Consider the following 21,440-nt stretch of genomic DNA (forward strand, 5'->3'; position numbering starts at 1 on the left):
GTGTGCTACCCGTTCCGCCGCTGCCGTGTGACCTTGCGTTTGGTCTTGGCGTCCTTCTTTTTCGCCTTGGCCACTTTGCGCTTTGGTCCACCCTTGCCGGTCGGGCGCGTGCCACGCCCCATGCGGCCCTTGCCGGTTCCACTGGGCAGTTCTTCGTTCTCCAGCGTCAGCAGCTCCAGTCCGATACCGCCTGTCACCGGGGCAGCCTCAATCAGTTTGACCGTTACACGTTGCCCCAGACCGATCATCACTCCGGTGTCGGACCCCATCAGCGTGCCCGCATCCGCATCGAAATGGAAATACTCGTTGCCCAGCGACCGGATCGGAATGAGGCCGTCCGCCCCGGTCTCGTCCAGTTTCACGAACACGCCGAACCGCGCGATGCCGCTGATGCGCCCGGCGAATTCCGCGCCGACGCGGTCCGACAGGAAGGCGGCCAGATAGCGGTCGGTGGTGTCGCGCTCGGCCATCATCGACCGGCGTTCCGTGTCGCTGATATGCTGCGCGGTCGCTTCCAACTTGTCGATATCCTGCGGCGACAGCCCGTCCTTGCCCCAGCCATGTGCTGTGATTAGCGCGCGATGCACGATCAGGTCGGAATAGCGCCGGATGGGTGATGTGAAATGCGCGTAGTTCTTCAGCGCGAGGCCGAAATGTCCGAAGTTTTCGGGATTGTAATAGGCCTGCGTCATCGACCGGAGCGTGGCGATGTTGATGAGCTCCGACTCTTCCGTCCCGGCGGCATCGTTCAACAACCGGTTCAGCTGCGCGGTCTGCAACACCTGACCCTTGGCCAGTGTCAACCCGGCGGCTTCGGCGGTTTCGCGTAGGCTCTCCATCTTTTCGGGGGGCGGTTCCTCGTGCACCCGGAACAACAGCGGCATGCGCTTGGCGATCAGGGTCTCGGCTGCGGCGACATTGGCCAGCACCATGAACTCCTCGATCAGCTTGTGCGCATCCAGCCGGTCGGCAAAGTTCACAGAGTGAACGGTACCATCTTCGGCCAGGATGATCTTGCGTTCCGGCAGGTCGAGGTTGAGAGGCTGTCGCCGGTTGCGCGCCTCGACCAGCGCAGTGTAGGCGGCGTAAAGCGGGCGGATCACGTCGTCCATCAGTGGCGCGACCTGATCGTTCGGCGCACCGTCCATACCCGCCTGGACGTCCTGGTAGCTCAGCGATGCGGGCGAGCGCATCAACCCGCGCACGAAATGGTGTCCGATCTTTTCGCCATGGGCGTCGATCACCATGCGCACCGCAATACAGGCGCGCGGCACCCCTTCGTGCAATGAGCACAGATCGCCCGACAGCCGGTCGGGCAGCATCGGCACCACCCGGTCGGGGAAATAGCTGGAATTGCCGCGTTTGCGGGCTTCGTGGTCCAGTGCCGAACCCGGCGTCACGTAATACGCCACATCCGCAATCGCGACCCAGATCACGTGACCGCCTGCGTTCTTGGGGTCTTCGTCGGGATGCGCATAGCAGGCATCATCGTGGTCGCGCGCATCGCTGGGGTCGATGGTGATGAGCGGCATCTCGCGCAGGTCCTCGCGCCCAGAAAGCCCCGCAGGTTTCATCGCGTCCGCCTCCGCGATCACGTCGTCGGGAAAGCTGTCGGGAATGCCGTGCTGGTGGATCGCGATCAGCGAAACGGCGCGTGGCGCTGATGGGTCGCCCAGTCGTTCGACGATGCGCGCGCGCGGCAGGCCCATGCGCCCGGCCGGTCCGGCCTGTTCCGCCTCGACCAGCTCTCCGTCCTTGGCGCCACCCGTGGCGTCGGCAGCGACGATCCATTCCTTGTCCGATCCCTTGTCGATCGGCTTGATCCGTCCGCCTTCGGAGGATTTGGCAAAGATGCCAACCACCTTGCGCGGGTTCGATCCGATGCGGCGGATCAGGCGCGCCTCGTAATTGTGGTCCTCTTCGTGGACCACCTGAAGTCGGGCGAGGATGCGGTCACCTTCGCCCAAGGCCGGGTCAGAGGCACGCGGGATCAAGAGGATGATCGGCTCGACCCCTTCGCCATGCCATTCCAGAGCACGGGCGAACAGGTCACCATCAGCTGTCGGGGCCTTGACCTGCAAGACGCTGACCGGCGGCAGGCGGTCGGGGTCGCGATAGGTTTTCTTGCGTTTTTCAAGATGACCTTCTGCCTCCAGCTCTTTCAGCAGGCGCTTCAGATCGATCCGCGCGGCACCCTTGATGCCAAAGGCCTTGGCGATGTCGCGTTTCGCGGTGAGGGTCGGGTTGGCGGCGATCCAGTCCAGGATGTCCGCCTTGGTCGGCAATGTGCTCATGTGCATCAGGTAGCACGGGTCTTGACGCGCGTCATGGCGAAAGTCACGTCAGCGGGTGACGCGCCGCTCCATCATGCGGTGGTCGATCCCGGCGTCGTCGAACACGTCGCCATAGGCGGTGAACCCGAGCTTTTCGTAGAACCCCAACGCGTCGATCTGCGCGCCAAGGGCAGCGCGGGTGATGCCGGGCATGTCGTGCAGGATTTCCAGCGTCTCGCACATCAGGGTTGACCCAATCCCGTTGTGGCGCCGATCACGCAAAACACAGACGCGCCCAATCTTGCCGGTGTCCCTTGTGAGCACGATCCGCGCCGCGCCCACCGGCTGCCCCGCAACTGTGGCCAACAGATGGATCGCGGTGGCGTCCAAAGCGTCGCGCTCGAGGTCCACAGGTACATTCTGTTCGCCGACGAACACGGTGTGTCGCACGGCATAGCAGTCGGTCGGGTCCGTGACCCGGGCAATCGTCACGGTCATTGCGCGAAATACTCCTGCAGGATGCGGGTGTAGATCGTCTTGAGTTGCACGATCTGGTCCACTTCGACCCGTTCATCGACCGCGTGCATCGTCTTGCCCACAAGACCGAATTCCACGACCGGACAGTGGTTCTTCACGAAGCGCGCATCGGACGTGCCACCCGAGGTGGACAATTCCGGCACAACACCGGTCTCTGCCTCGACCGCCTTGGCGACAAGGTCGGACAGCGGCCCGGGCGGTGTCAGGAATGACTCACCCGAGATCGTGATCTTGATGTCTGTCCTGGTGCCGAACTCGGTGTCGACCTTGGCCGCCTCTTCACGCAGCCAGTAGGACAGGCCCTCGCCGGTGTGGATGTCGTTGAACCGGATGTTGATGCAGGCGCGGGTTTCGGCGGGGATCACGTTGGTCGCGGCATTGCCGGTGTCGATGGTCACGACGGCCAGCGTGGACGCGTCGAAATGGTCTGTGCCCTGATCAAGCTCGTGTGACGCCAGTCGGTCCATCAGCCGCGCCATCGCGGGCATGGGGTTCAGCGCGCGGTGCGGATAGGCGGAATGGCCCTGCTGGCCTTTCACCGTGAACCACGCGTTCATCGACCCGCGCCGCCCGATCTTGATCATCTCGCCCATGGTGTTGGGGCAGGTGGGTTCGCCGACAAGACAGACGCGCATCTGTTCGCCGTGAGTCTCCATCCAGTCCAGAAGCGCCATCGTGCCATCGATCGCATCGCCTTCCTCGTCGCCGGTGATGGTCAGGATCACCGCGCCATCGGGGGGCGTGTCCTGCACGAAATCCACTGCCGCGGCAACAAAGGCCGCCACCGCCGATTTCATGTCGGTGGACCCGCGCCCATAGAGCATGCCGTCCTTGATCTCGGCTCCGAAGGGCGGCATCGACCACGCGTCGGGATTGCCCAGAGGCACCACGTCCGTATGCCCGTTGAACCCGAAGGTCCGGTCGTGCCCCTTGGCGCCCCAGCGGGCAAAGAGGTTCGACACATCCCCGCGATCAACGCGGGTGCAGGTAAAACCCGCCTCTTCCAGAACGCCGTGCAACAGCGTCAGCGCACCGCCTTCTTCGGGGGTCACGGAGGCGCATCGGACAAGCGCCGCGGTCAGGTCAACGGGATCGGTCTTTGGCATGGCTTTGGTCCTCTGGTCGGTCTTGCGCCATGGCTAACGCCAACCGCAGGCAGAGGCAAATGTGGCGAAAAGAACGCAATCGGGATGACCCATGGGGCTGACCGGAACATCCGAGGGATGACATCCAAAGATAAAATGTTAACTTTCGATTAACAAAAATGAAAACGGCTCGAGGCGGAGCAGAAATCAGTGAGCGGGTTCGACACGGTGAAAACACCGGTCGGGTGAAAAGTCGCTTCTGGTGGTCGCCATGGGCTTCATCGAGGCAAAGATGGCGACAGGCGCGGAGCTTAGTTACAACACGGGTGCCAGCGCGATTGCGATGGCGAACGCGATTTTCGGTTCTGGTGTTGGCGTCGTGAACGCCAGCTATTCCGGGGACAGCCGGTCTTCGGCGATCTATTCCAACGGCGATGCGCTGGCGCCGGATGTGACACCGGGGGACACCGGCGTCATCCTGTCGACCGGGCAGGTCCGGGCCTTCACCCAGAGCAGCGGAGATCCGAACCGCAGCACCGCAACGACCACAGCCTCGGGCGGCCAGAACAACAACCCCGATTTCAATGCCGCCGCGGGAACGAGCACATTCGACGCCAGCTATCTCGACATTGATTTCATTCCAGACAATGACGTGATGACGATGCGCTTCGTGTTCTCGTCCGAGGAATACCCAGAATTCACGAACTCGATCTACCAGGATTTCGTCGGCGTCTGGATCAATGGTCAACAGGTGCAGATCGTTGCAGGTGATGGCGACGTCGATCCGGCGAACCTCAATACCACCGCGAACGTCAACCTGTTCAAGGACAACATCGGCGACGATTACAACACCGAGATGGACGGGTTCACCGTGACCCTGACCATGACCATGCTGGTCAACGCTGGAGAGCTCAATTCCATCCGCATCGGCATCGCGGATGTCGCTGACTCCAGTTACGATTCGAACCTGCTGATCGCAGGAGACTCTGTCCAGACAGAGCTTGTCGCCCGATCCGACATCATCAACATGTACACGAACCGGACCAAGGTTCTTGATGTTCTGGACAATGACATCAACCTGACAGGCGGGGTGATGGTCATCACCCATATCAACGGCGTCGCCGTCAGTGTCGGTGACAGTGTCACGCTGAGCACAGGGCAGGTCGTGACTTTGAATGCCGATGGAACCTTGTCGGTCACGTCGGATTCCGATTTCGAGACGGTCAATTTCACATATGGCATCGAAAGCACGAACGGTGAAATCGACACGGGCTTTGTCACCATTGCCACGGTCCCGTGTTTCGTGGCGGGCACGTTGATCGAAACGGCCACTGGCAAAAGATCTGTGGAGGATCTCGGTCCCGGCGATCTGGTCTGGACGCTCGACCGGGGGCTGCAACCGCTGCGATGGTCCGGGCAGCGCACCGTTGCCGCGGTCGGGGCGTTTGCGCCGGTGCGCGTCAGGGCGAACACCTTTGGCGACCACAGGACGCTGATGCTGTCCCCGCAGCACCGCATCCTTGTGCGGGATCCGCTGGCTGATCTGGTGTTCGGCACGCCTGAAGTTCTGGTTGCCGCCAAACACCTCGTCAACGGCAACAGCGTGCAGACCGTCGAAGGTGGCAGCGTCACCTATGTGCACCTGCTGTTTGACCAGCACGAGATCATCCTGTCGAACGGTCTGGCCACCGAAAGCTTCCTGCCCGGCCCCCAGACACTTGACGCGTTCGAAGACGACATCATCAAAGAGATCGTCAGTCTCTTTCCCGGTCTCGACCCTCGCACCGGGCAGGGTTACGGGGCCGCGGCCCGCCAGATCCTCAAGAAGCACGAAGCGCAAATGCTGTTCGGAGCGGCTGCGTGAGCTGGTTCGCCCTGCTGGATTGCGAGACCCGCACGCCATGGGTGCGCGAGGAGGTCGAGGAGATACTGGACCGCCGCCCACGCGCTTGCGTGCCGCGCGGCTCCGTCGTGCTGGAGACGCGCCTCTCGCCGGATGGGCACCCGCAAACGCTTGTCAGCTATACGCGAAAGGGCACGGCTGTCTTTAGTTTCTCGCTGATGTCGACGCCGCATGGCAGCGTGGTGTTGGTGATCGCGCAAGGCGACGATGTGGTTCATGAGGTCGTGGAACGCGGACGCGAGGCGCGAACCGACACCTTGCAGGTGACCATAAGTTGGGATGTGCACAAGACGCTGGGCCGGCTGGTCGTGGCGCGGCCCGAAACCGAACATGTCCTGATCCGGCATTTCCAGATGAAAAGCGCACCGCTTCTGTCAGATCTCGTGGCGCTCGCATCTCCCAAGGGGCTGACCGATATCGACCCCGACGTGATCTTCGTGGCCCTTTCGACCGAGATCGAACCGGTTGGCCCGATGCCCACGCTGTCACCGTCTGTCCAGATCGAGACTGCGCAGGGCTTGCAGTTGGCAATGTCCCTGAAACAGGGTGACGTGGTGCGATCGGCCAATGGCAAGCTACATCCGGTCCTGCACGCCGTCGCGCGCGACGTGCCCAGCCTCGGGTCTTTTCGGCCGGTGCGTCTGCGCGCGCCCTATTTTGGCCTGACGCAGGATGTGGTGGTGTCGCGCCATCAGCGGCTACTGGTCAGCGGACCCGAGGTCGAATACCTGTTCGGGCGCGAAGAGGTGCTGATCCCGGCCTCGGCGTTGGTGAACGGCTATGCCGGACATTACGAACCGGCCCCGCGCTTTGTGACCTATCATCAGTTGCTGCTGCCGCATCATGATGCGGTGCGCATCCCCGACGCCGCGCTGGAAACGCTCTATATCGGACGGATGAGGCGCGACACGGAACTGCTGAATGCCTCGGTGCTCAGCGATCTGCCCCGCGCGCTCCTGCCCGAACATCACCGTGCGGGTTATCAGGTGTTGCGCGCCTTCGAGGCGATCACATTGGCCGAGGCCCGCGCAGCCTAGCCGCGATCCTCATCGCCAAAATATGGCGTGACCTGCGCCACGACGACGGAGTTCTCATCCAGCGCCTTCTGCATCAGCTCGATCTCGTCTGCCTCGATCTCGTGACCCAGTTCCTTGCGCTCGTCCAGCGTGCCATATCCCGTGACATCCAGCGGAGCCATATCCGCCTGTTTCAGGATCGCAACGGTTTCGCGCACCGCTTCGGCCTCATCAACGCCCGAAGCGTAGCACATGAGCGCGGCCCCCGTGGCCCCCTTGGGCAGGCCATCACCGGACTTGCGGCCAACCTCGACAACGAGGGTGTAGACCGAATGCGGTTTCTTTGGCTTCTTGGGAGTTTCGGTCATGGTTTGGCCTGTTTCATGGGTGCGCCCCGCATCTGCCATGAAACTTGCCGCAGGTCGAGGGTTGTTGCCACCGTCGCTCTGGGCATACTGCGCCCCGAACAGGGAGGAACGATATGAAATCCGTCAAGGACATGGTGGCTGCCGCGAATGACGTGGTCGATCACGCACCCGCAATTGAAATGCTCCATCTGCATGGTCAGGATGGCGTGACATTCGTGGATCTGCGCGATCCACGTGAACTGGAACGCGAGGGCATGATCCCCGGTGCCTTCCATTGCCCACGCGGCATGCTGGAATTCTGGATCGACCCGCAAAGCCCCTATGCCAAGCCGCAATTCCAGACCGGCAACCGGTTCGTGTTCTACTGCGCCTCGGGCTGGCGGTCGGCCCTGTCCGCACAGGTGGCGCAGGAGATGGGGCTGGAGCATGTCAGCCACATCACCGACGGGTTCGGAGGCTGGAAGCAGGCGGGCGGCCCGGTTGGTGAGAAGCCCGCCAAGAAGGCGTAGGGTGGGTTTTTAGCCCACCCGTCAAATCAATCCCGCAGCAACTCGTTGATGCCGGTCTTGGAGCGGGTCCGCTCGTCCACCCGCTTCACGATCACCGCACAATAGAGGTTGATGCCGTTCTTCGACGGCATCGACCCTGCAACCACGACCGAATAGGGCGGCACTTCGCCATACATCACGGTGCCGGTTTCCCGGTCCACGATCTTGGTCGACTGGCCGATGAACACGCCCATGCCCAGAACCGAGCCTTCGCGGATGATGCAGCCCTCGACCACTTCCGACCGCGCCCCGATGAAGCAATTGTCCTCGATGATGGTCGGCCCGGCCTGCATCGGCTCCAGCACGCCGCCGATACCGACGCCGCCGGACAGATGCACGTTCTTGCCGATCTGCGCGCAGGACCCGACCGTGGCCCAGGTGTCGACCATCGTGCCTTCATCGACATAGGCGCCCAGGTTGACGAAGGACGGCATCAGCACAACGCCCGGCGCGATATAGGCCGATTTGCGCACGATGCAGTTCGGAACGGCGCGAAACCCTGCCGCGCGCCATTGATTGTCGCCCCAGCCCTTGAACTTGCTGTCCACCTTGTCCCACCAGCCAGCGCCCTGCGGACCCCCGGCCTGCTGTTCCATGTCCTTGATCCGGAAGCCCAGAAGCACGGCTTTCTTGGCCCACTGGTTGACGTGCCAGCTGCCGTCATCCTGCTTTTCGGCAACCCGCAGCGACCCGCTGTCCAGCGCGTTCAGCGTGGCCTCGATCGCCTCGCGGGTTTCCCCGCCGGTGGACGGTGTAATGGTGTCGCGCGCGTCCCACGCGGCTTCGATGGCGGTTTCAAGCTGTGCGTTGGACATGGATGCGCTCCTCACGTCGTAATCCCGGAAATCGCCTTGGCTATAAGCTGCGATGCACCATCGCGCAACGCATGTGGTCAATTGCCAGTGGCGAAAACATTCGGGCGTGACCGAAGACAGCTCAGTGTACCGCCATCACGCAATCTGCGGATCGGGTGCGATATTTCCGCCGCAGACCAGAATGGCCACGCGTTCCCCCGCCTCAGGCTCATAGGCACCGCACATGAGCGCGGCCAGCGCCGTCGCGCCCGCAGGTTCCACCAACTGCCGATGCGCCTGCCACAAGGCCTGTTGCGCCTGGATGATGGCACCGTCCGAGACAAGCACGCTTTCGATCCCGGCACCTTTGGCCAGATCGAAACAGATGCGACCGATGCGCCGCGCACCCAACGCATTCGCCGCCACGCCCGACACAGCCACATCCACTGGCGCGTCCGCCTCGAGAGCGGAGTGGAGCGCGCAGGACGTCATCGGTTCGACCGCAACCACCTTGCGCCGCTCGCCGAGCCACGCCAGCGCCCCGGCGATCAGGCCCCCGCCACCAACCGCGATCAGCACCGTGTCCGCCTCCAGCCCCTGACGTTCCCATTCCAGCATTACCGTGCCCTGACCCGTCACGGTCAAAGGCGCGTCATAGGCGTGGATCTGCATCGCGCCGCTTTCCGAAGCCTCGCGCTCGGCCAGTTCCAACGCGTTGGCGTATTCCCCCGGCACCACGGTCAGCTCCGCCCCTGTCCGTTTGATCAGGCCGATCTTGGCCGGTCCGGCAATCTCTGGAACGAAGATCTTCGCCCGATGCCCAAGCTGCCGTGCAGCATGCGCCACCGCCGCCCCGTGATTGCCGCCCGACGCCGCAACGACCCCCGCAGCAGGCACATCGGCGGCCAGCAGAGTGTTGAACGCGCCGCGGGTCTTGAAGCTTCCGGTGTGTTGCATCTGCTCCAGCTTGAGCACGATGTCGCGCCCGAAGGCGCGGCTGTGCAACACCGGGGTTTGAACGATATGCCCGATGATGCGCTCTTGCGCCGCGATGATGTCATCCTGCCACTGCATGCTGTTGCCTATCTGGTCACTTTGCCCCTGACGCTATAGGTCTGGACGCTGGCGAACAAGGAACCGATCCTCATGACAGACCACCGAAACAGCCCGTTCCGCGATGCTGGCCTTGATCGGAGCACGGCAAGCCACGTTCCGGACACCGCGCAGACGCGCTCTACGTCCTATCGGCTGGCCTTTGCCGATGACGATTTCCTGTGCCGCGAAGAACTGCGCCCGGTGCGTCTCCAGCTGGAACTGCTCAAGCCGCAAATGATGCTGGACGAACACCAGATCGACAGCACGATCGTGCTGTTCGGCGGTGCCCGCATTCCCAGCCCCGCGAACAAGGACACCGCGCGCACCAAGACGCTGGCGGAGCTGTCGCATTTCTACGACGAGGCGCGCAGCTTTGCCCGGTTGATGACCCGCAAATCCATCGAAAGTGAGGGCCGCGAGTTCGTCGTCGTCACCGGCGGCGGTCCGGGTGTCATGGAGGCGGGGAATCGCGGTGCGGCGGAAGAGGGCGGCAAATCCATCGGACTCAACATCGTCCTGCCGCATGAACAGGCACCGAACGAATACGTCACGCCCGAACTATGTTTCAACTTCCACTATTTCGCCATTCGCAAGATGCATTTCCTGATGCGCGCCCGCGCCATCTGCGTCTTTCCCGGTGGCTTCGGAACGCTGGATGAAATGTTCGAATCGCTGACCCTGATCCAGACCGGGCGCATGCAGCGCGTGCCGTTCCTGCTGTTCGGGCGGGCGTTCTGGGAAAAGATCATCAACTGGGATGCCCTCGCCGATGCAGGCACAATCAGCCCGCAGGACCTTGATCTGTTCCGCTTTGTCGAGACCGCCGAAGAGGCGGCGGATATCATCGACAACTGGGATCCCGCACCGCCGCGAACTGATATTCCGGGGCGCTGATCTCGCTGGCCAACGGTCACGCGCGGGAAGCCCTTTCGTCCGTACGGGACTTGCGATATGAGCCACGCTCAGTCCAGCCCCCAACCCGATGCCGGGGCTGGCAATCGAAAGGAGAGCCAAATGGGCTACAGAGTCGTTGTTGCAGGTGCCACCGGAAACGTGGGCCGCGAAATGCTGAACATCCTGGCAGAGCGCCAGTTCCCCGTTGACGAGATCGCCGTGCTTGCATCGCGCCGGTCGCTGGGCACGGAGGTCAGCTTTGGCGACAAGACGCTGAAGACGAAGGATCTCGACACGTTCGATTTCACCGGCTGGGATTTCGCGCTGTTCGCCATCGGGTCGGACGCCACCAAGAAATATGCGCCGGTCGCCGCCAAGGCGGGCTGCGTGGTGATCGACAACTCATCGCTCTACCGCTACGACCCTGATGTGCCGCTGATCGTGCCCGAGGTGAACGCGCAGGCAATCCACGGCTATTCCAAGAAGAACATCATCGCCAACCCCAACTGCTCGACCGCGCAGATGGTTGTCGCGCTCAAGCCGCTGCATGACCGCGCGCGGATCAAGCGCGTCGTCGTGTCGACCTACCAGTCGGTGTCCGGTGCGGGCAAGGACGGGATGGACGAGCTCTGGGATCAGACCAAGTCGATCTACAACCCGACCTCTGACGTGCCGCCGAAGAAGTTCACCAAGGAAATCGCCTTCAACGTCATTCCCCATATCGACGTCTTCATGGAAGACGGCTCGACCAAGGAAGAGTGGAAGATGGTCGCAGAGACCAAGAAGATCATCGATCCGTCGATCAAGGTCACCGCCACCTGCGTCCGCGTGCCGGTCTTCGTCGGCCATTCCGAAGCGATCAACATCGAGTTCGAGGATTTCCTCGACGAGGACGAGGCCCGCGATATCCTGCGCGAAGCGCCGGGCATCATGGTGATCGACAAGCGCGAGGACGGTGGCTACGTCACACCCAAGGAATGCGTCGGTGACTACGCCACCTTCATCAGCCGCATCCGTCAGGACTCGACCATCGACAATGGCATCAACCTGTGGTGCGTGTCCGACAACCTGCGCAAGGGCGCTGCGCTGAACGCGGTGCAGATCGCCGAAGTGCTGGGGCGGGAAGTCCTGAAAAAAGGCTGATCGCCTGACAGAGCTTTCAAAAGGCGCCGCCAGCCAGCGGCGCCTTTTTTGTGGCCTTTCGCCAGTGGAAGCAGCCCGCGTCGCAGGCGTACAAGGCCTCCCGGACTACATGGAATTGTCTTTATTCTTCTTATTGCTGCCTAAAATCAGCTCGGTTCGTCCCGTATGCCTCTCTGGCTGCGTGTCAAAACAACCGGGTCGGTACCATGTCCGAAAAACCAATACCCTTGCTGCTCGAGAATGGTCCGCTGAGGATCAGGTATCTTGAAGGCGAGAGCCGTGATCTGGTTGTCAGCCTCTCGGGTGTCGGCACGCAAAGAAACGTCGAACCGCCCCCGGAGTTTCCCGGTATCGCGTCATCGGGTGGCCAGAACCACGTGTTGTTCGTGAGCGACAAATCCCGAAGCTGGCTGAATGGCGATGGCATGGCAGACCAGATCCTGAGGTGCATCAAGGCGACGGCAGAGCATGTCGGGGCCGAGCGCGTGATTGCGCTTGGCAATTCGATGGGGGGCACGATGGCGCTTCACCTGTCGCGGTTCTTTGATTTCGAACGGGTGATTGCCTTCACGCCGCAATATTCCGTTCTGGCCGATGAAGTCCCTGAAGAGGATCGCTGGTTCTACTTCCGCAAACAGATCAAAAGGTATCCTTTCCCCAGGGTGGAAGCCCTGCGTCCGGACGCCACCAAGTATTACATTTTTCACGGCGATGAACATCGCGAGCTTGCGCATGCGCTGCGTTTTCCCAAGGCGCCCGGTATCTCGCATTACATCATGCCCGAGACCGATCACCGTGTCGCCGCGTCCTTGCACGAACGCGGTGTCCTTGCGCCTTTGGTCAAGAACCTGATAGCCGGTCAGTCGCGTCGGTTCCGGCGTAATGTCGCAGACCTGAATGGCATCCCGGTACTGCATTTCAACGCGCCGCCGGTCGGTCCGGCCCAACAGAAATTCGCGGCCATCCACTGATCCCGAAAGCGCTCTGTGCTGTGCGCGTCGCGCCCGACAGCGGCGCGATTGTTTCGCGTGCCTGAAAAACAGTCACTGAACCTTGCGATCTGTTGCGCGTTCTTCACAGATAAGGGCAGGTCTTTCGACTGCCCCATTCTTGCCGCAATTGGCTCACACCCTTTTGGAGTCTGGTTGAAAAACAGTAAAGGTATCACCCATGGCAGTCCAGTCTGTCCCTTTCCCCGCCGAGGCTGCGCCCGGCATGCCGTCCCCCCTCGACAGTGAAACAGCCATGCTGCTGCGCACCGTCCTGCTGCCGCATTTCGAACGGGCGACCAGCTGGGGTGACCTCTGCACGCGTCTTGCATCCAAAGGCTACGCGATCACGTTCCGAAGCGGACATCTCGTTTTGGCCGACGACACAGGCAAGCCTGTCTGCACCGGGTCGATGATTGGATCTCCGTTGGCGCGGCTCGCGAAACGTCTTGGCCGCCCCAAGCTGCGCACCGATTGCACAGGCGTCAGCGCAACGCTGCAGCACTGATCAGACCGGTTGGAACGCCCGGGTTTTCGGGTCGAAAAATTCCAGCCCGCCTTCGCCGATATCGGTCCACAGGCCGTGAAGCGTCAGCACATCCTGTTCGACCGCCTCGCGGATGAACGGAAACGTCATCAGGTTCTCGAGCGACACGATCACCGATTCCTTCTCCAGCGCGCGCACCTGCCCTTCGGGTGTGTTCATCGCCTTGACCCGCTCATATCCGGGGCGCAGGATATCCATCCAGCGCCCGACAAAGCTCGATTGCTCCTCGAGATGCGGCGCATTGCCGGAACACATGTCCAGACAGCCCTGAACGCCGCCGCATTGCGAATGCCCCAGCACGATCAGATGCGCCACCTTCAGCGCGGTCACCGCGTATTCCACCGCCGCCGATGTGCCATGGTGATCACCATCGGGTTCGTAGGGCGGCACCAGGTTGGCGACATTGCGGTGGATGAAGAACTCGCCCTGATCCGCGCCGAAGATCGATGTGACATGCACCCGGCTGTCACAGCAAGACACCACCATCGCACGGGGGCGCTGGCCTTCGGTCGCCAATCGCTTGTACCACGCGCGGTTGTCGGAATAGGTCGTGGCCTTCCAGCCTTGGTACCGTTGAATGAGATATGCGGGCAGCGGCTTCGCGGCGTCCATGAAATCCTCCGCCTTCTGGGTCGTCGTTCAAAGCGGGATACGTCGAAATTGATCGGAATTCGAGGGAAAAAACCATGGAGGGCTTACCAATCGGAAAGACCGCTCTGTGATACAGGGTGCCGGGTCGGGGTGAGAAAGGAATCAAAAAGATGCAGACAATTTCGATTTTGCATCCACGCGATACGGCATATTTCGACGAGGACACGCTGAACAGCCTCAGTCGCGATCTTGGGCAATCGGTCGCCGAAAACATCCTCTGCCGCGCGCTCGAGGATATCGCAGTGCGGTTCACGCAGATCCGCGATGATTACGGCACGGGCAACCATCAGGGCCTGCGAAAATCGGTGCGCGCGGTCCTCCCCATCGCGTCACAGATCGGCTTGCCGGGTCTTGCTCATATCGGGCGCGACGTTCTGATCTGCATTGATCAGGGTGATCCGGTGGCGCTTGCCGCAACCCTGTGCCGGTTCCTCCGCTGGGGCGAAACGGCGATGTCTTTTGCCGATATGGGGGCCGATCTTTCGCTCTGATTCCGCTTGCAGAGCGTGTGCAAGGGCGTACGTTCTCCCCATCTTGAAAGGGGAATTCCATGACCGTTGCACTCGCGCCCGCGGGCACCAAGGCCTTGCCGATCCACGTTCTCGGCAGCGAGGATGTCGCGCTCTGGGCGGGGCAGCAAAGCGACCGCATCCGCACTTGGGTCGACGTCAGCGGGTTCAAGGGCGCCATCGGGACCGCCTTGATGATCCACGATGCCGAGGGTCATCCCGAGGCGGCGCTGATCGGTTATGGCACCCAAGCAGCGCGCAAGCGCGACCGCTTTGCAGTGGCGGCAGCCCTGCCGAAACTCGCCCCCGGCACGTACCGGATCGACAGCGGCATCGACCCGCATCACCTCGAGCAAGAGGCGCTGGGCTGGCTGCTGGCCTGCTACAGCTTCACTCGGTATCGCGAGAACAGCGTGGATCACGCGACGCTGGTCACGCCGGGTGGTGTCGATGCACAGCGCGTGTCGATCTTGGCCGAAGCCGAGTTCCTGACCCGCGACCTGATCAACACTCCGGCCTCCGACATGGGACCGGCGGAGCTGGAAGCCGCAGCGCGCGGACTGGCCGAGACGCACAAGGCCAAGATCACCGCCATCACCGGCGAGGCTCTGCTCAAGAACAATCTGCCGATGATCCACACCGTGGGTCGCGCATCGGACCGCGCGCCTCGGCTGATCGACATGCACTGGGGCACCAGTGGCCCGAAAATCACGCTTGTAGGCAAGGGGGTCTGTTTCGACACGGGCGGGCTCAACCTCAAACCGGGCAGCTCCATGGGCCTGATGAAAAAGGACATGGGCGGAGCGGCCAACGTCCTGGGGCTTGCGCACATGATCATGGCGTCGGGCCTTCAGGTGCGCCTGCGCGTGCTGATCCCGGCGGTTGAAAACTCGGTCAGCGCCAACAGCTTTCGCCCGCAGGACATCCTCACCTCGCGCAAGGGTCTCACGGTCGAGATCAACAACACCGATGCCGAAGGCCGGCTGGTGCTGGCCGATGCGCTGACCCTCGCATCCGAAGGCGAACCTGACCTGATCGTATCGATGGCCACCCTGACGGGTGCTGCCCGTGTCGCAGTGGGTCCCGATCTTGCGCCCTATTTCACCGACGACGATGTCGCTGCAACCTCGCTCGATCTTGCGGCGCGACGCATGGCCGATCCGGTCTGGCGGCTGCCTTTCCACGAACCCTACGAGGCGATGATCGAACCCGGTATCGCCGATCTGGACAACGCGCCCAGCGGCGGTTTTGCCGGGTCTATCACGGCTGCGCTGTTCCTGCGCCGGTTTGTCAGTGAACAGGATCGTTACATGCATTTCGACATCTACGGCTGGCAACCCGTTGCTGCACCCGGTCGGCCCAAGGGCGGCGCGCTTCAAGGCGCACGCGCGCTCTTTGCCGCCCTGCCGGACATGCTCGACCTGTGACGGATCGGCGGACACATTGGTCCAACGGCACGGTTGCGCACAGTTCACTGATGGGCAGCGTTGCGGCAGAGCGGTTCACTGATGGCCAACTGCACTGGGTGACGTGTCCCCCGGTTGCGGCGCTTCGCGCGGCACCTTTCGGAGAGCGTGACCGCGAACTCCTCTGGGGGCAGGGCTTCAATGTCCTTGCCTGCGAACAGGGCTGGGCCTTTGGCTACGCGGTCCACGACGGCTACACCGGTTATGTCGAGGCGCGCATGCTGACCCCGGTTGACGATCCCGCAACGCATCGCGTCTGCGCCCGGCAAACCGTGGCGCTGGCCTCCCCCGATTTCAAGGCGACCAAGGCCGACCTTGTGCCGCTGTCCCTTGGATCAGAGGTCGTCCTCACGGCGACCACCGACAAATGGGCAACCATCAACGGCGCCCCGCACGATCTTTACGTTCCTCTTGCCCACCTGACCCCGATCGACACGAAAGACCCCGATCAGGTCACGGTTGCCGAACGCCTGCTTGGCACACCCTATGTCTGGGGTGGCAATTCCGCCTTTGGGATCGACTGCTCCGGTCTGGTGCAGATTGCCTGTCACGCCTGCGGCATTCCTTGTCCGGGTGACAGCGATCAGCAGAGGGCGCAGCTTGGAGAAACGCTCCACCCCGATACACCGCCTCAACGCGGCGACCTTCTGTTCTGGAAGGGCCATGTCGGCTGGGTCTCCGATCCGGACACGCTTTTGCACGCGAATGCACATTCCATGTCGGTGGCTTATGAACCGCTCCATGCTGCGATCCAGAGGATTGCCGATCAGGGTGATCCTGTCCTGCGCCATGCCCGCTTGACGCTGGGTCGAAAAGACGTCTAATCGCGGCACCTTCCGGAGCACTCCTATGCAAGCCCGCGCCTCCATCTTCACACCCGTCCTTGTCGGCGGGTGTTTCATCATCATGGTGTCCTTCGCGATCCGTGCCAGCTTCGGGGTGTTCCAGATCCCCATCGCCGAGGAATTCGGCTGGCTGCGGGCCGAATTCTCTCTGGCCATCGCGATCCAGAACCTTGCCTGGGGCATTGGCCAACCGCTCTTCGGTGCGCTGGCCGAAAAGATCGGCGACCGCAAGGCGATCATCCTTGGCGCGCTGACCTATGCCGCAGGTCTGGTGCTGTCGTCCTTCGCAGTCACACCCAGCGCGCATCAGTTCTACGAAATCCTCGTGGGCTTCGGCGTGGCGGGCACCGGCTTCGGCGTGATCCTCGCCGTGGTGGGCCGTGCCAGTTCGGACGCCAACCGCTCCATGAGTCTCGCCATCGCCACCGCCGCAGGCAGCGCGGGGCAGATCTTTGGCGCGCCGGTCGCGGAATGGATGCTGACGCTCATGAGCTGGCAGATGGTGTTCATCTGGTTCGCGGCTGTCATCCTCGCGGTGACGCTGGTGCTGCCGTTCATGCGGTCGCCGACACCTCTGGCCAGCCGTGCCGAGCTTGAGGAAAGCATGGGCACCATCCTCGTCCGCGCCTTCCGCGATCCATCCTATGCGCTGATCTTCCTGGGTTTTTTCAGCTGCGGCTACCAATTGGCTTTCGTGACCGCGCATTTCCCGGCCTTCGTGACCGAACTGTGCGGACCGATCCAGCCGGGGGGCATCCTGCATTCCCTCGGCATCACGACAACGTCTGCGCTGGGCGCGGTGTCGATCTCGCTCATCGGGTTGATGAACGTCGTCGGCACGCTGACGGCGGGTTGGGCCGGCAACCGCTGGTCCAAGAAATACCTGCTGGCGGGCATCTACACGGGCCGCACCATCATCGCGGCGCTCTTCATCATGTTCCCGATTACCCCCACATCGGTGATCCTGTTTTCCGCCGCGATGGGGTCGCTCTGGCTGGCCACCGTGCCGCTCACTTCGGGGCTGATCGCGCATATCTACGGGCTGCGCTACATGGGCACGCTCTACGGCATCGTGTTCTTCAGCCACCAGCTGGGCAGCTTCCTGGGAGTATGGCTGGGGGGCCGGATGTACGACATCCACGGCGATTACACGCTGGTCTGGTGGATTGGCGTCGGTGTCGGCGCGTTCAGCGCAATCGTGCATTTGCCGATCCGTGAAAAACGTCAACCGATCCCGCTTGCTGCCTGATCAGGAGCCTGTTTGCGTCAACGCAAACAGGCGATGCGTCAACGCATCGAGAACCCGGTCTAACGGGTCTGCCACCGATCCAGAATGTAGCGGCTGACCATCAGGTCCAGATGCGCCCCGCCGCCATTCTTGAATAGCGTGATCTCGTCCTCGGACTGCCGCGCAAACGCACCCAGATCATAATAATCCGCCACGATATCCGCCTCCGAGATCACCCCTCGCGCAATCGGATCCCGGATCTCGCCGATATGCCCCACCGTGGTGTCCAGCGAGTCGACAAACACCCGCGCCCGCGTCAGCGCCGCATCATCGGCCTCGCGCATGTCGGGCCGGTACGCGCCGATCAGGTCCACATGGGTTCCGGGCCGCAGCCACGCGCCCTGCAGAACCGGCGTGGTCGACATGGTGGCGCAACTGAGGATATCCGCCTGTCCCACAGCCTCTGCCAGATCATCCACCGCCGTGACGTGACCAAACGCATCCGCCAACGCGCGCGCCTTGGCGCCGGTCCGGTTCCAGATCAGAAAACGCGCTCCCGGAAACGCCGCCGAATACGCCTCAATCAAGGACCGCGCCACGGTCCCCGCACCGACGATCAGGATCACCGCGCTGTCCGGTCGCGCCAGCCGACGTGCCGCGAGCAGACTGTCCCCGGCGGTCTTCCACTTGGTCACAAGGTGAAAGTCGATGATCGCCGCGAGCGTCCCGTCCATATCCGAATAGACCGACACACCGCCATTCACCGCCGGTTTTCCAAGTCCGGCATTGCCCGGAAAGATCGTCGCCGATTTCACGGCCAGCCCCAGCCCGTCGATCCAGGCCGCCCGGTTCAAGAGCGTATCTTCCCCGCGATAGAGGAAACTGTCCGCAATCTTGGCCTTCGGCAAATCATGCCCTGCCGCAATCGCATCGGTCAGGCCGACCCAGTCAAGTTGCGCTTCGCCTTCCGCAAAGGGAATGATCTCGGGTGTGGTCATGGCTCTCTCCCCTCGTGGTCTCTCAGCGTGGCGTGTCACTCGCTGCCGCCCGCATTTCGCGCTCCAGCGCATCCAGAAACCGCGACCGGTCGACCTTGGAGAACGCCTTGCCGCCGCCCTGCCGAAACGGGTCCGCCGCGCGCAGATCGGTCATCAGGTCGCGCGTCGCAAGCACCTGTCCGATATTGCGCGCATCCAGACGCTCGCCATTGTGCTTGAGCACGCGCGCGCCGTTCTCGACGCAGCGCGCGGCCAGCGGAATATCCCCGGTGATCACCACATCCCCCGGCCCGGCCCGATCCGCGATCCACATATCGGCCACGTCCGGCCCGTCCGACACGACGACCACCTCCACAAACGGATTTTCAGACATCCGCAACCCGCCATTCGACACGAGGTACATCTGCGCCTTGTGCCGTGTCGCCACGCGCTCGGCCTCACCCTTCACCGGGCAGGCATCGGCATCGACGAACAGCCGGGTCACAGCCCCAGCGCGTTGGCATGGAACGCGATGTGATCGGGGATGAAGGTCGCGACAAAGAAATACGAATGGTCGTAGCCCTTCTGCATCCGGAACACCCCGTCCTGCCGCCGCGCTGCCATTGCCTGCGCCAGCGCTTCGGGCTTGAGCAGATACAGAAACTGGTCCGATCCCCCTTGATCCACCAGCAGCGGACCGTCAAAGCCCACAGCCTCCATCTGCACCGTCGCGTCATGCTTGGCCCAAGTGCTCTCATCATCGCCCAGATAGGCGGACAGCTGTTTGCGGCCCCAATCGCTTTGCATCGGGTTGGCAATCGGCGCAAAGGCCGAAACAGAGGCAAACCGCCCCGGATGCGCCATCGCAAGGGTCAGCGCGCCATGTCCACCCATCGAATGACCCGTGATCGCCTGACGACCCAGATCGACCGCAAATTCGGTGCCCAAGAGTGCGGGCAATTCCGTCGAAACATAGTCCCACATCCGGAAATGCGGTGCCCACGGCTCCTGTGTCGCGTTCACGTAGAACCCGGCTCCCTTGCCCAGATCATAGGCGTCGTCATCCGCCACATCCGCGCCGCGCGGTGACGTGTCGGGGAATACCACCGCCATGCCCGCCTCTGCCGCAAACCCCTGCGCAGCGGCCTTGGTCATCGCGTTCTCGTGGGTGCAGGTCAGCCCGGACAGATACCACAGCACCGGCACCGGGCCGTCCTTGGCCGCGGGCGGCAGGTAGAGGCCAAAGGTCATGTCACACCCACAGGCCTCGGACGCATGGGAATAGACACCTTGCACACCCCCGAAACAGGCGTTCTCCGATACGGTTTGCATGGCGCTTCCTTTCCTAGATCAAGACTTGGCTGATCACGTAGGACACTGTCACGATGCTCAGCGTCGTCGAGATCAGGATGGCGGCGGACACCCGTTGCGGGGCCACGTTGTAATGCTGGGCAAGGATGAACACGTTGCCCGCAACTGGCAAGGACGCAGCCGCTACCACGACCCCCGCCTTGTAGGGATCGGCCGGAAACAGGATGAAAACCCCCAGCGCCACCGCCGCCGGATGAATCACCAGCTTGCAAAAGCTAAGCCAGCCCGCGATGTTCAAACGCTCGGCAGATTTGCTGGCCAAGGACGCACCAATCGCGAACAAGGCACCGGGTGTGGCGGCGGCCCCCAGAATGGACAGGAATTGATTGACTGGCTCAGGGATCGGCACACCCGTGGACGACACCATGAACCCCGCCACGATCGCGACGATCATCGGGTTCTTGAGCAAGCCCACCCCGACCGTTCTGAAAATGCGCAACGACATCCGGCCTTCGCGCGACCCGACAACCAGGATCACGATCAGCGACGAAAACACCACAAGGTCGATGGTCAGAACAAGGATGATTGGCCCGACCGCATCCTGCCCCATCAAGAGCGCCAGCATCGGTACACCCAGAAAGCCGGTGTTCCCGATAGCTGCGACCTGTCCTTCAAAGGCGGCGGTTTCGGTGTTCATGCCGCGCAGGAACCCCACCGCCATGCCGATGCCGTAGACAAAGGCTGTACCCCACAGATACCCTGCCGCGATCCGCCAATCGAAGATCTCGGCAATCGACAGGTTGGCCGAAAACCGGAACAACATGGCCGACAGCGCGAAGTAGAAAACGAACTTGGTCAGGTAGGCGGTTGCTTCCTCGGTAAAGAAGCCAGTCTTGCCCGCGCCGAACCCGACGGCGATCAAGGCGAAAAAAGGCAGGGTCTGAAGGAAGATAGCCAGCATATGTGTTTTGTTATCATGCGGGTGGGCGGGGTCAATCTCGACAGGGTTCTGTTAACCACCTATATTTAGAGTAGGAGCATGAATCTGTTTGGGACGCTTCGATGACACTGCAAGAACAATCCATCGCCGACGACAAGATGCGTGCGGAAATCGCGAAACTTGTCGCGGAAACATCCGAAATCAATCAGAATATGAAGTATCGCTTCTGGGTTCTGATGGCGGCCTACGTCAGTGCGATGGGTATCTTGCTCAAGTTTTTCTGACCTTTTTGGAATCCGAAACCCCGTAGAAGAATCGTAT

At 62.2% G+C, this 21,440-nt stretch carries 23 protein-coding genes; 12 read left to right on the forward strand and 11 right to left on the reverse strand.

All coding sequences use genetic code 11. From position 1 onward, the window contains the following. Window positions 1-5: 5 nt before the first annotated feature. Genes rnr through dapE form a run of 3 tightly spaced genes read right to left on the reverse strand, consistent with a single transcriptional unit; the run spans window position 6 to window position 3,916 of the window. Window positions 6-2,294 (reverse strand): ribonuclease R, encoded by a 2,289-nt coding sequence (gene rnr, locus IEV82_RS04320; protein ID WP_188480701.1) that lies wholly within the window; start codon window positions 2,292-2,294, stop codon window positions 6-8. A gap of 48 nt (window positions 2,295-2,342) precedes the next feature. Then, on the reverse strand, window positions 2,343-2,771 hold the full coding sequence (locus tag IEV82_RS04325) for a GNAT family N-acetyltransferase (protein ID WP_188480702.1): 429 nt from the start codon (window positions 2,769-2,771) through the stop codon (window positions 2,343-2,345). Continuing rightward, window positions 2,768-3,916, reverse strand: a complete 1,149-nt coding sequence (gene dapE, locus IEV82_RS04330; RefSeq protein ID WP_188480703.1) for a succinyl-diaminopimelate desuccinylase — start codon at window positions 3,914-3,916, stop codon at window positions 2,768-2,770. Before dapE ends, IEV82_RS04325 begins: the two co-directional genes overlap by 4 nt. 271 nt (window positions 3,917-4,187) lie before the next feature. On the opposite strand from dapE, the gene IEV82_RS04335 reads away from it, so the two are divergent. Continuing rightward, complete coding sequence (locus IEV82_RS04335) at window positions 4,188-5,759, forward strand: Hint domain-containing protein (RefSeq protein ID WP_188480814.1); 1,572 nt, start codon at window positions 4,188-4,190, stop codon at window positions 5,757-5,759. Continuing rightward, window positions 5,756-6,835: a Hint domain-containing protein gene (locus tag IEV82_RS04340; RefSeq protein WP_188480704.1), complete on the forward strand. Its 1,080-nt coding sequence runs from the start codon at window positions 5,756-5,758 to the stop codon at window positions 6,833-6,835. The genes IEV82_RS04335 and IEV82_RS04340 overlap by 4 nt, the downstream gene beginning before the upstream one ends. Here the strand turns inward: IEV82_RS04340 and IEV82_RS04345 are convergent. Continuing rightward, a complete protein-coding gene (locus IEV82_RS04345) occupies window positions 6,832-7,182 on the reverse strand; it encodes a DUF8846 family protein (protein WP_188480705.1) in 351 nt (116 codons plus the stop codon). The two genes, IEV82_RS04340 and IEV82_RS04345, sit on opposite strands and share 4 nt — an antisense overlap. Before the next feature lie 113 nt (window positions 7,183-7,295). On the opposite strand from IEV82_RS04345, the gene IEV82_RS04350 reads away from it, so the two are divergent. After that, a complete protein-coding gene (locus tag IEV82_RS04350; protein WP_188480706.1) occupies window positions 7,296-7,691 on the forward strand; it encodes a rhodanese-like domain-containing protein in 396 nt (131 codons plus the stop codon). Between the two features lie 26 nt (window positions 7,692-7,717). Here the strand turns inward: IEV82_RS04350 and dapD are convergent, their stop codons facing one another. After that, entirely contained in the window at window positions 7,718-8,545 is an 828-nt protein-coding gene (gene dapD / locus IEV82_RS04355) for a 2,3,4,5-tetrahydropyridine-2,6-dicarboxylate N-succinyltransferase (protein ID WP_188480707.1), read from the reverse strand. A 135-nt stretch (window positions 8,546-8,680) separates the two neighbouring features. Next, on the reverse strand, window positions 8,681-9,598 hold the full coding sequence (locus tag IEV82_RS04360; protein WP_188480708.1) for a threonine/serine dehydratase: 918 nt from the start codon (window positions 9,596-9,598) through the stop codon (window positions 8,681-8,683). A gap of 72 nt (window positions 9,599-9,670) precedes the next feature. On the opposite strand from IEV82_RS04360, the gene IEV82_RS04365 reads away from it, so the two are divergent. From IEV82_RS04365 to IEV82_RS04380, 4 genes are all read left to right on the forward strand, one after another. Beyond that, the gene (locus tag IEV82_RS04365) at window positions 9,671-10,513 is read left to right on the forward strand and encodes an LOG family protein (RefSeq protein WP_188480709.1); all 843 of its coding nucleotides are present in this window, start codon (window positions 9,671-9,673) and stop codon (window positions 10,511-10,513) included. A gap of 120 nt (window positions 10,514-10,633) precedes the next feature. Continuing rightward, window positions 10,634-11,656 (forward strand): aspartate-semialdehyde dehydrogenase, encoded by a 1,023-nt coding sequence (locus IEV82_RS04370; protein WP_188480710.1) that lies wholly within the window; start codon window positions 10,634-10,636, stop codon window positions 11,654-11,656. A gap of 206 nt (window positions 11,657-11,862) precedes the next feature. Then, a complete protein-coding gene (locus IEV82_RS04375) occupies window positions 11,863-12,627 on the forward strand; it encodes an alpha/beta fold hydrolase (RefSeq protein ID WP_188480711.1) in 765 nt (254 codons plus the stop codon). Between the two features lie 199 nt (window positions 12,628-12,826). Continuing rightward, window positions 12,827-13,153: a hypothetical protein gene (locus tag IEV82_RS04380; protein WP_188480712.1), complete on the forward strand. Its 327-nt coding sequence runs from the start codon at window positions 12,827-12,829 to the stop codon at window positions 13,151-13,153. Here the strand turns inward: IEV82_RS04380 and IEV82_RS04385 are convergent, their stop codons facing one another. Next, window positions 13,154-13,804 (reverse strand): carbonic anhydrase, encoded by a 651-nt coding sequence (locus IEV82_RS04385; RefSeq protein ID WP_188480713.1) that lies wholly within the window; start codon window positions 13,802-13,804, stop codon window positions 13,154-13,156. Window positions 13,805-13,953: 149 nt separating this feature from the next. Between IEV82_RS04385 and IEV82_RS04390 the strand changes: the two genes are divergently transcribed. The 4 genes from IEV82_RS04390 to IEV82_RS04405 are packed head-to-tail and all read left to right on the forward strand — an operon-like array spanning window position 13,954 to window position 17,912. Further along, the gene (locus IEV82_RS04390; RefSeq protein ID WP_188480714.1) at window positions 13,954-14,334 is read left to right on the forward strand and encodes a hypothetical protein; all 381 of its coding nucleotides are present in this window, start codon (window positions 13,954-13,956) and stop codon (window positions 14,332-14,334) included. Between the two features lie 59 nt (window positions 14,335-14,393). Continuing rightward, window positions 14,394-15,779: a leucyl aminopeptidase family protein gene (locus IEV82_RS04395; RefSeq protein WP_188480715.1), complete on the forward strand. Its 1,386-nt coding sequence runs from the start codon at window positions 14,394-14,396 to the stop codon at window positions 15,777-15,779. After that, on the forward strand, window positions 15,776-16,642 hold the full coding sequence (locus tag IEV82_RS04400; RefSeq protein WP_229747659.1) for a C40 family peptidase: 867 nt from the start codon (window positions 15,776-15,778) through the stop codon (window positions 16,640-16,642). The genes IEV82_RS04395 and IEV82_RS04400 overlap by 4 nt, the downstream gene beginning before the upstream one ends. 25 nt (window positions 16,643-16,667) lie before the next feature. Next, window positions 16,668-17,912 carry an MFS transporter gene (locus IEV82_RS04405; RefSeq protein ID WP_188480716.1) on the forward strand — a complete coding sequence of 415 codons (1,245 nt, stop codon included), beginning with the start codon at window positions 16,668-16,670 and terminating at the stop codon, window positions 17,910-17,912. 59 nt (window positions 17,913-17,971) lie between these two features. Here the strand turns inward: IEV82_RS04405 and IEV82_RS04410 are convergent, their stop codons facing one another. From IEV82_RS04410 to IEV82_RS04425, 4 genes are read right to left on the reverse strand one after another with little or no spacing between them, the layout of a single operon-like run. Then, window positions 17,972-18,889 carry an ornithine cyclodeaminase family protein gene (locus tag IEV82_RS04410; RefSeq protein WP_188480717.1) on the reverse strand — a complete coding sequence of 306 codons (918 nt, stop codon included), beginning with the start codon at window positions 18,887-18,889 and terminating at the stop codon, window positions 17,972-17,974. 22 nt (window positions 18,890-18,911) lie between these two features. Further along, window positions 18,912-19,373: a YaiI/YqxD family protein gene (locus tag IEV82_RS04415; protein WP_188480718.1), complete on the reverse strand. Its 462-nt coding sequence runs from the start codon at window positions 19,371-19,373 to the stop codon at window positions 18,912-18,914. Next, on the reverse strand, window positions 19,370-20,200 hold the full coding sequence (gene fghA / locus IEV82_RS04420; protein ID WP_188480719.1) for an S-formylglutathione hydrolase: 831 nt from the start codon (window positions 20,198-20,200) through the stop codon (window positions 19,370-19,372). Before fghA ends, IEV82_RS04415 begins: the two co-directional genes overlap by 4 nt. A 13-nt stretch (window positions 20,201-20,213) precedes the next feature. Beyond that, window positions 20,214-21,140 (reverse strand): AEC family transporter, encoded by a 927-nt coding sequence (locus IEV82_RS04425; RefSeq protein WP_188480720.1) that lies wholly within the window; start codon window positions 21,138-21,140, stop codon window positions 20,214-20,216. A gap of 101 nt (window positions 21,141-21,241) precedes the next feature. Between IEV82_RS04425 and IEV82_RS04430 the strand changes: the two genes are divergently transcribed. After that, window positions 21,242-21,403 carry a hypothetical protein gene (locus tag IEV82_RS04430; RefSeq protein WP_188480819.1) on the forward strand — a complete coding sequence of 54 codons (162 nt, stop codon included), beginning with the start codon at window positions 21,242-21,244 and terminating at the stop codon, window positions 21,401-21,403. The last annotated feature ends 37 nt before the right edge of the window (window positions 21,404-21,440 follow it).

The organism is Marivita lacus (assembly GCF_014637725.1).
In the GTDB taxonomy this organism is placed as follows: Bacteria; Pseudomonadota; Alphaproteobacteria; order Rhodobacterales; family Rhodobacteraceae; genus Marivita; species Marivita lacus.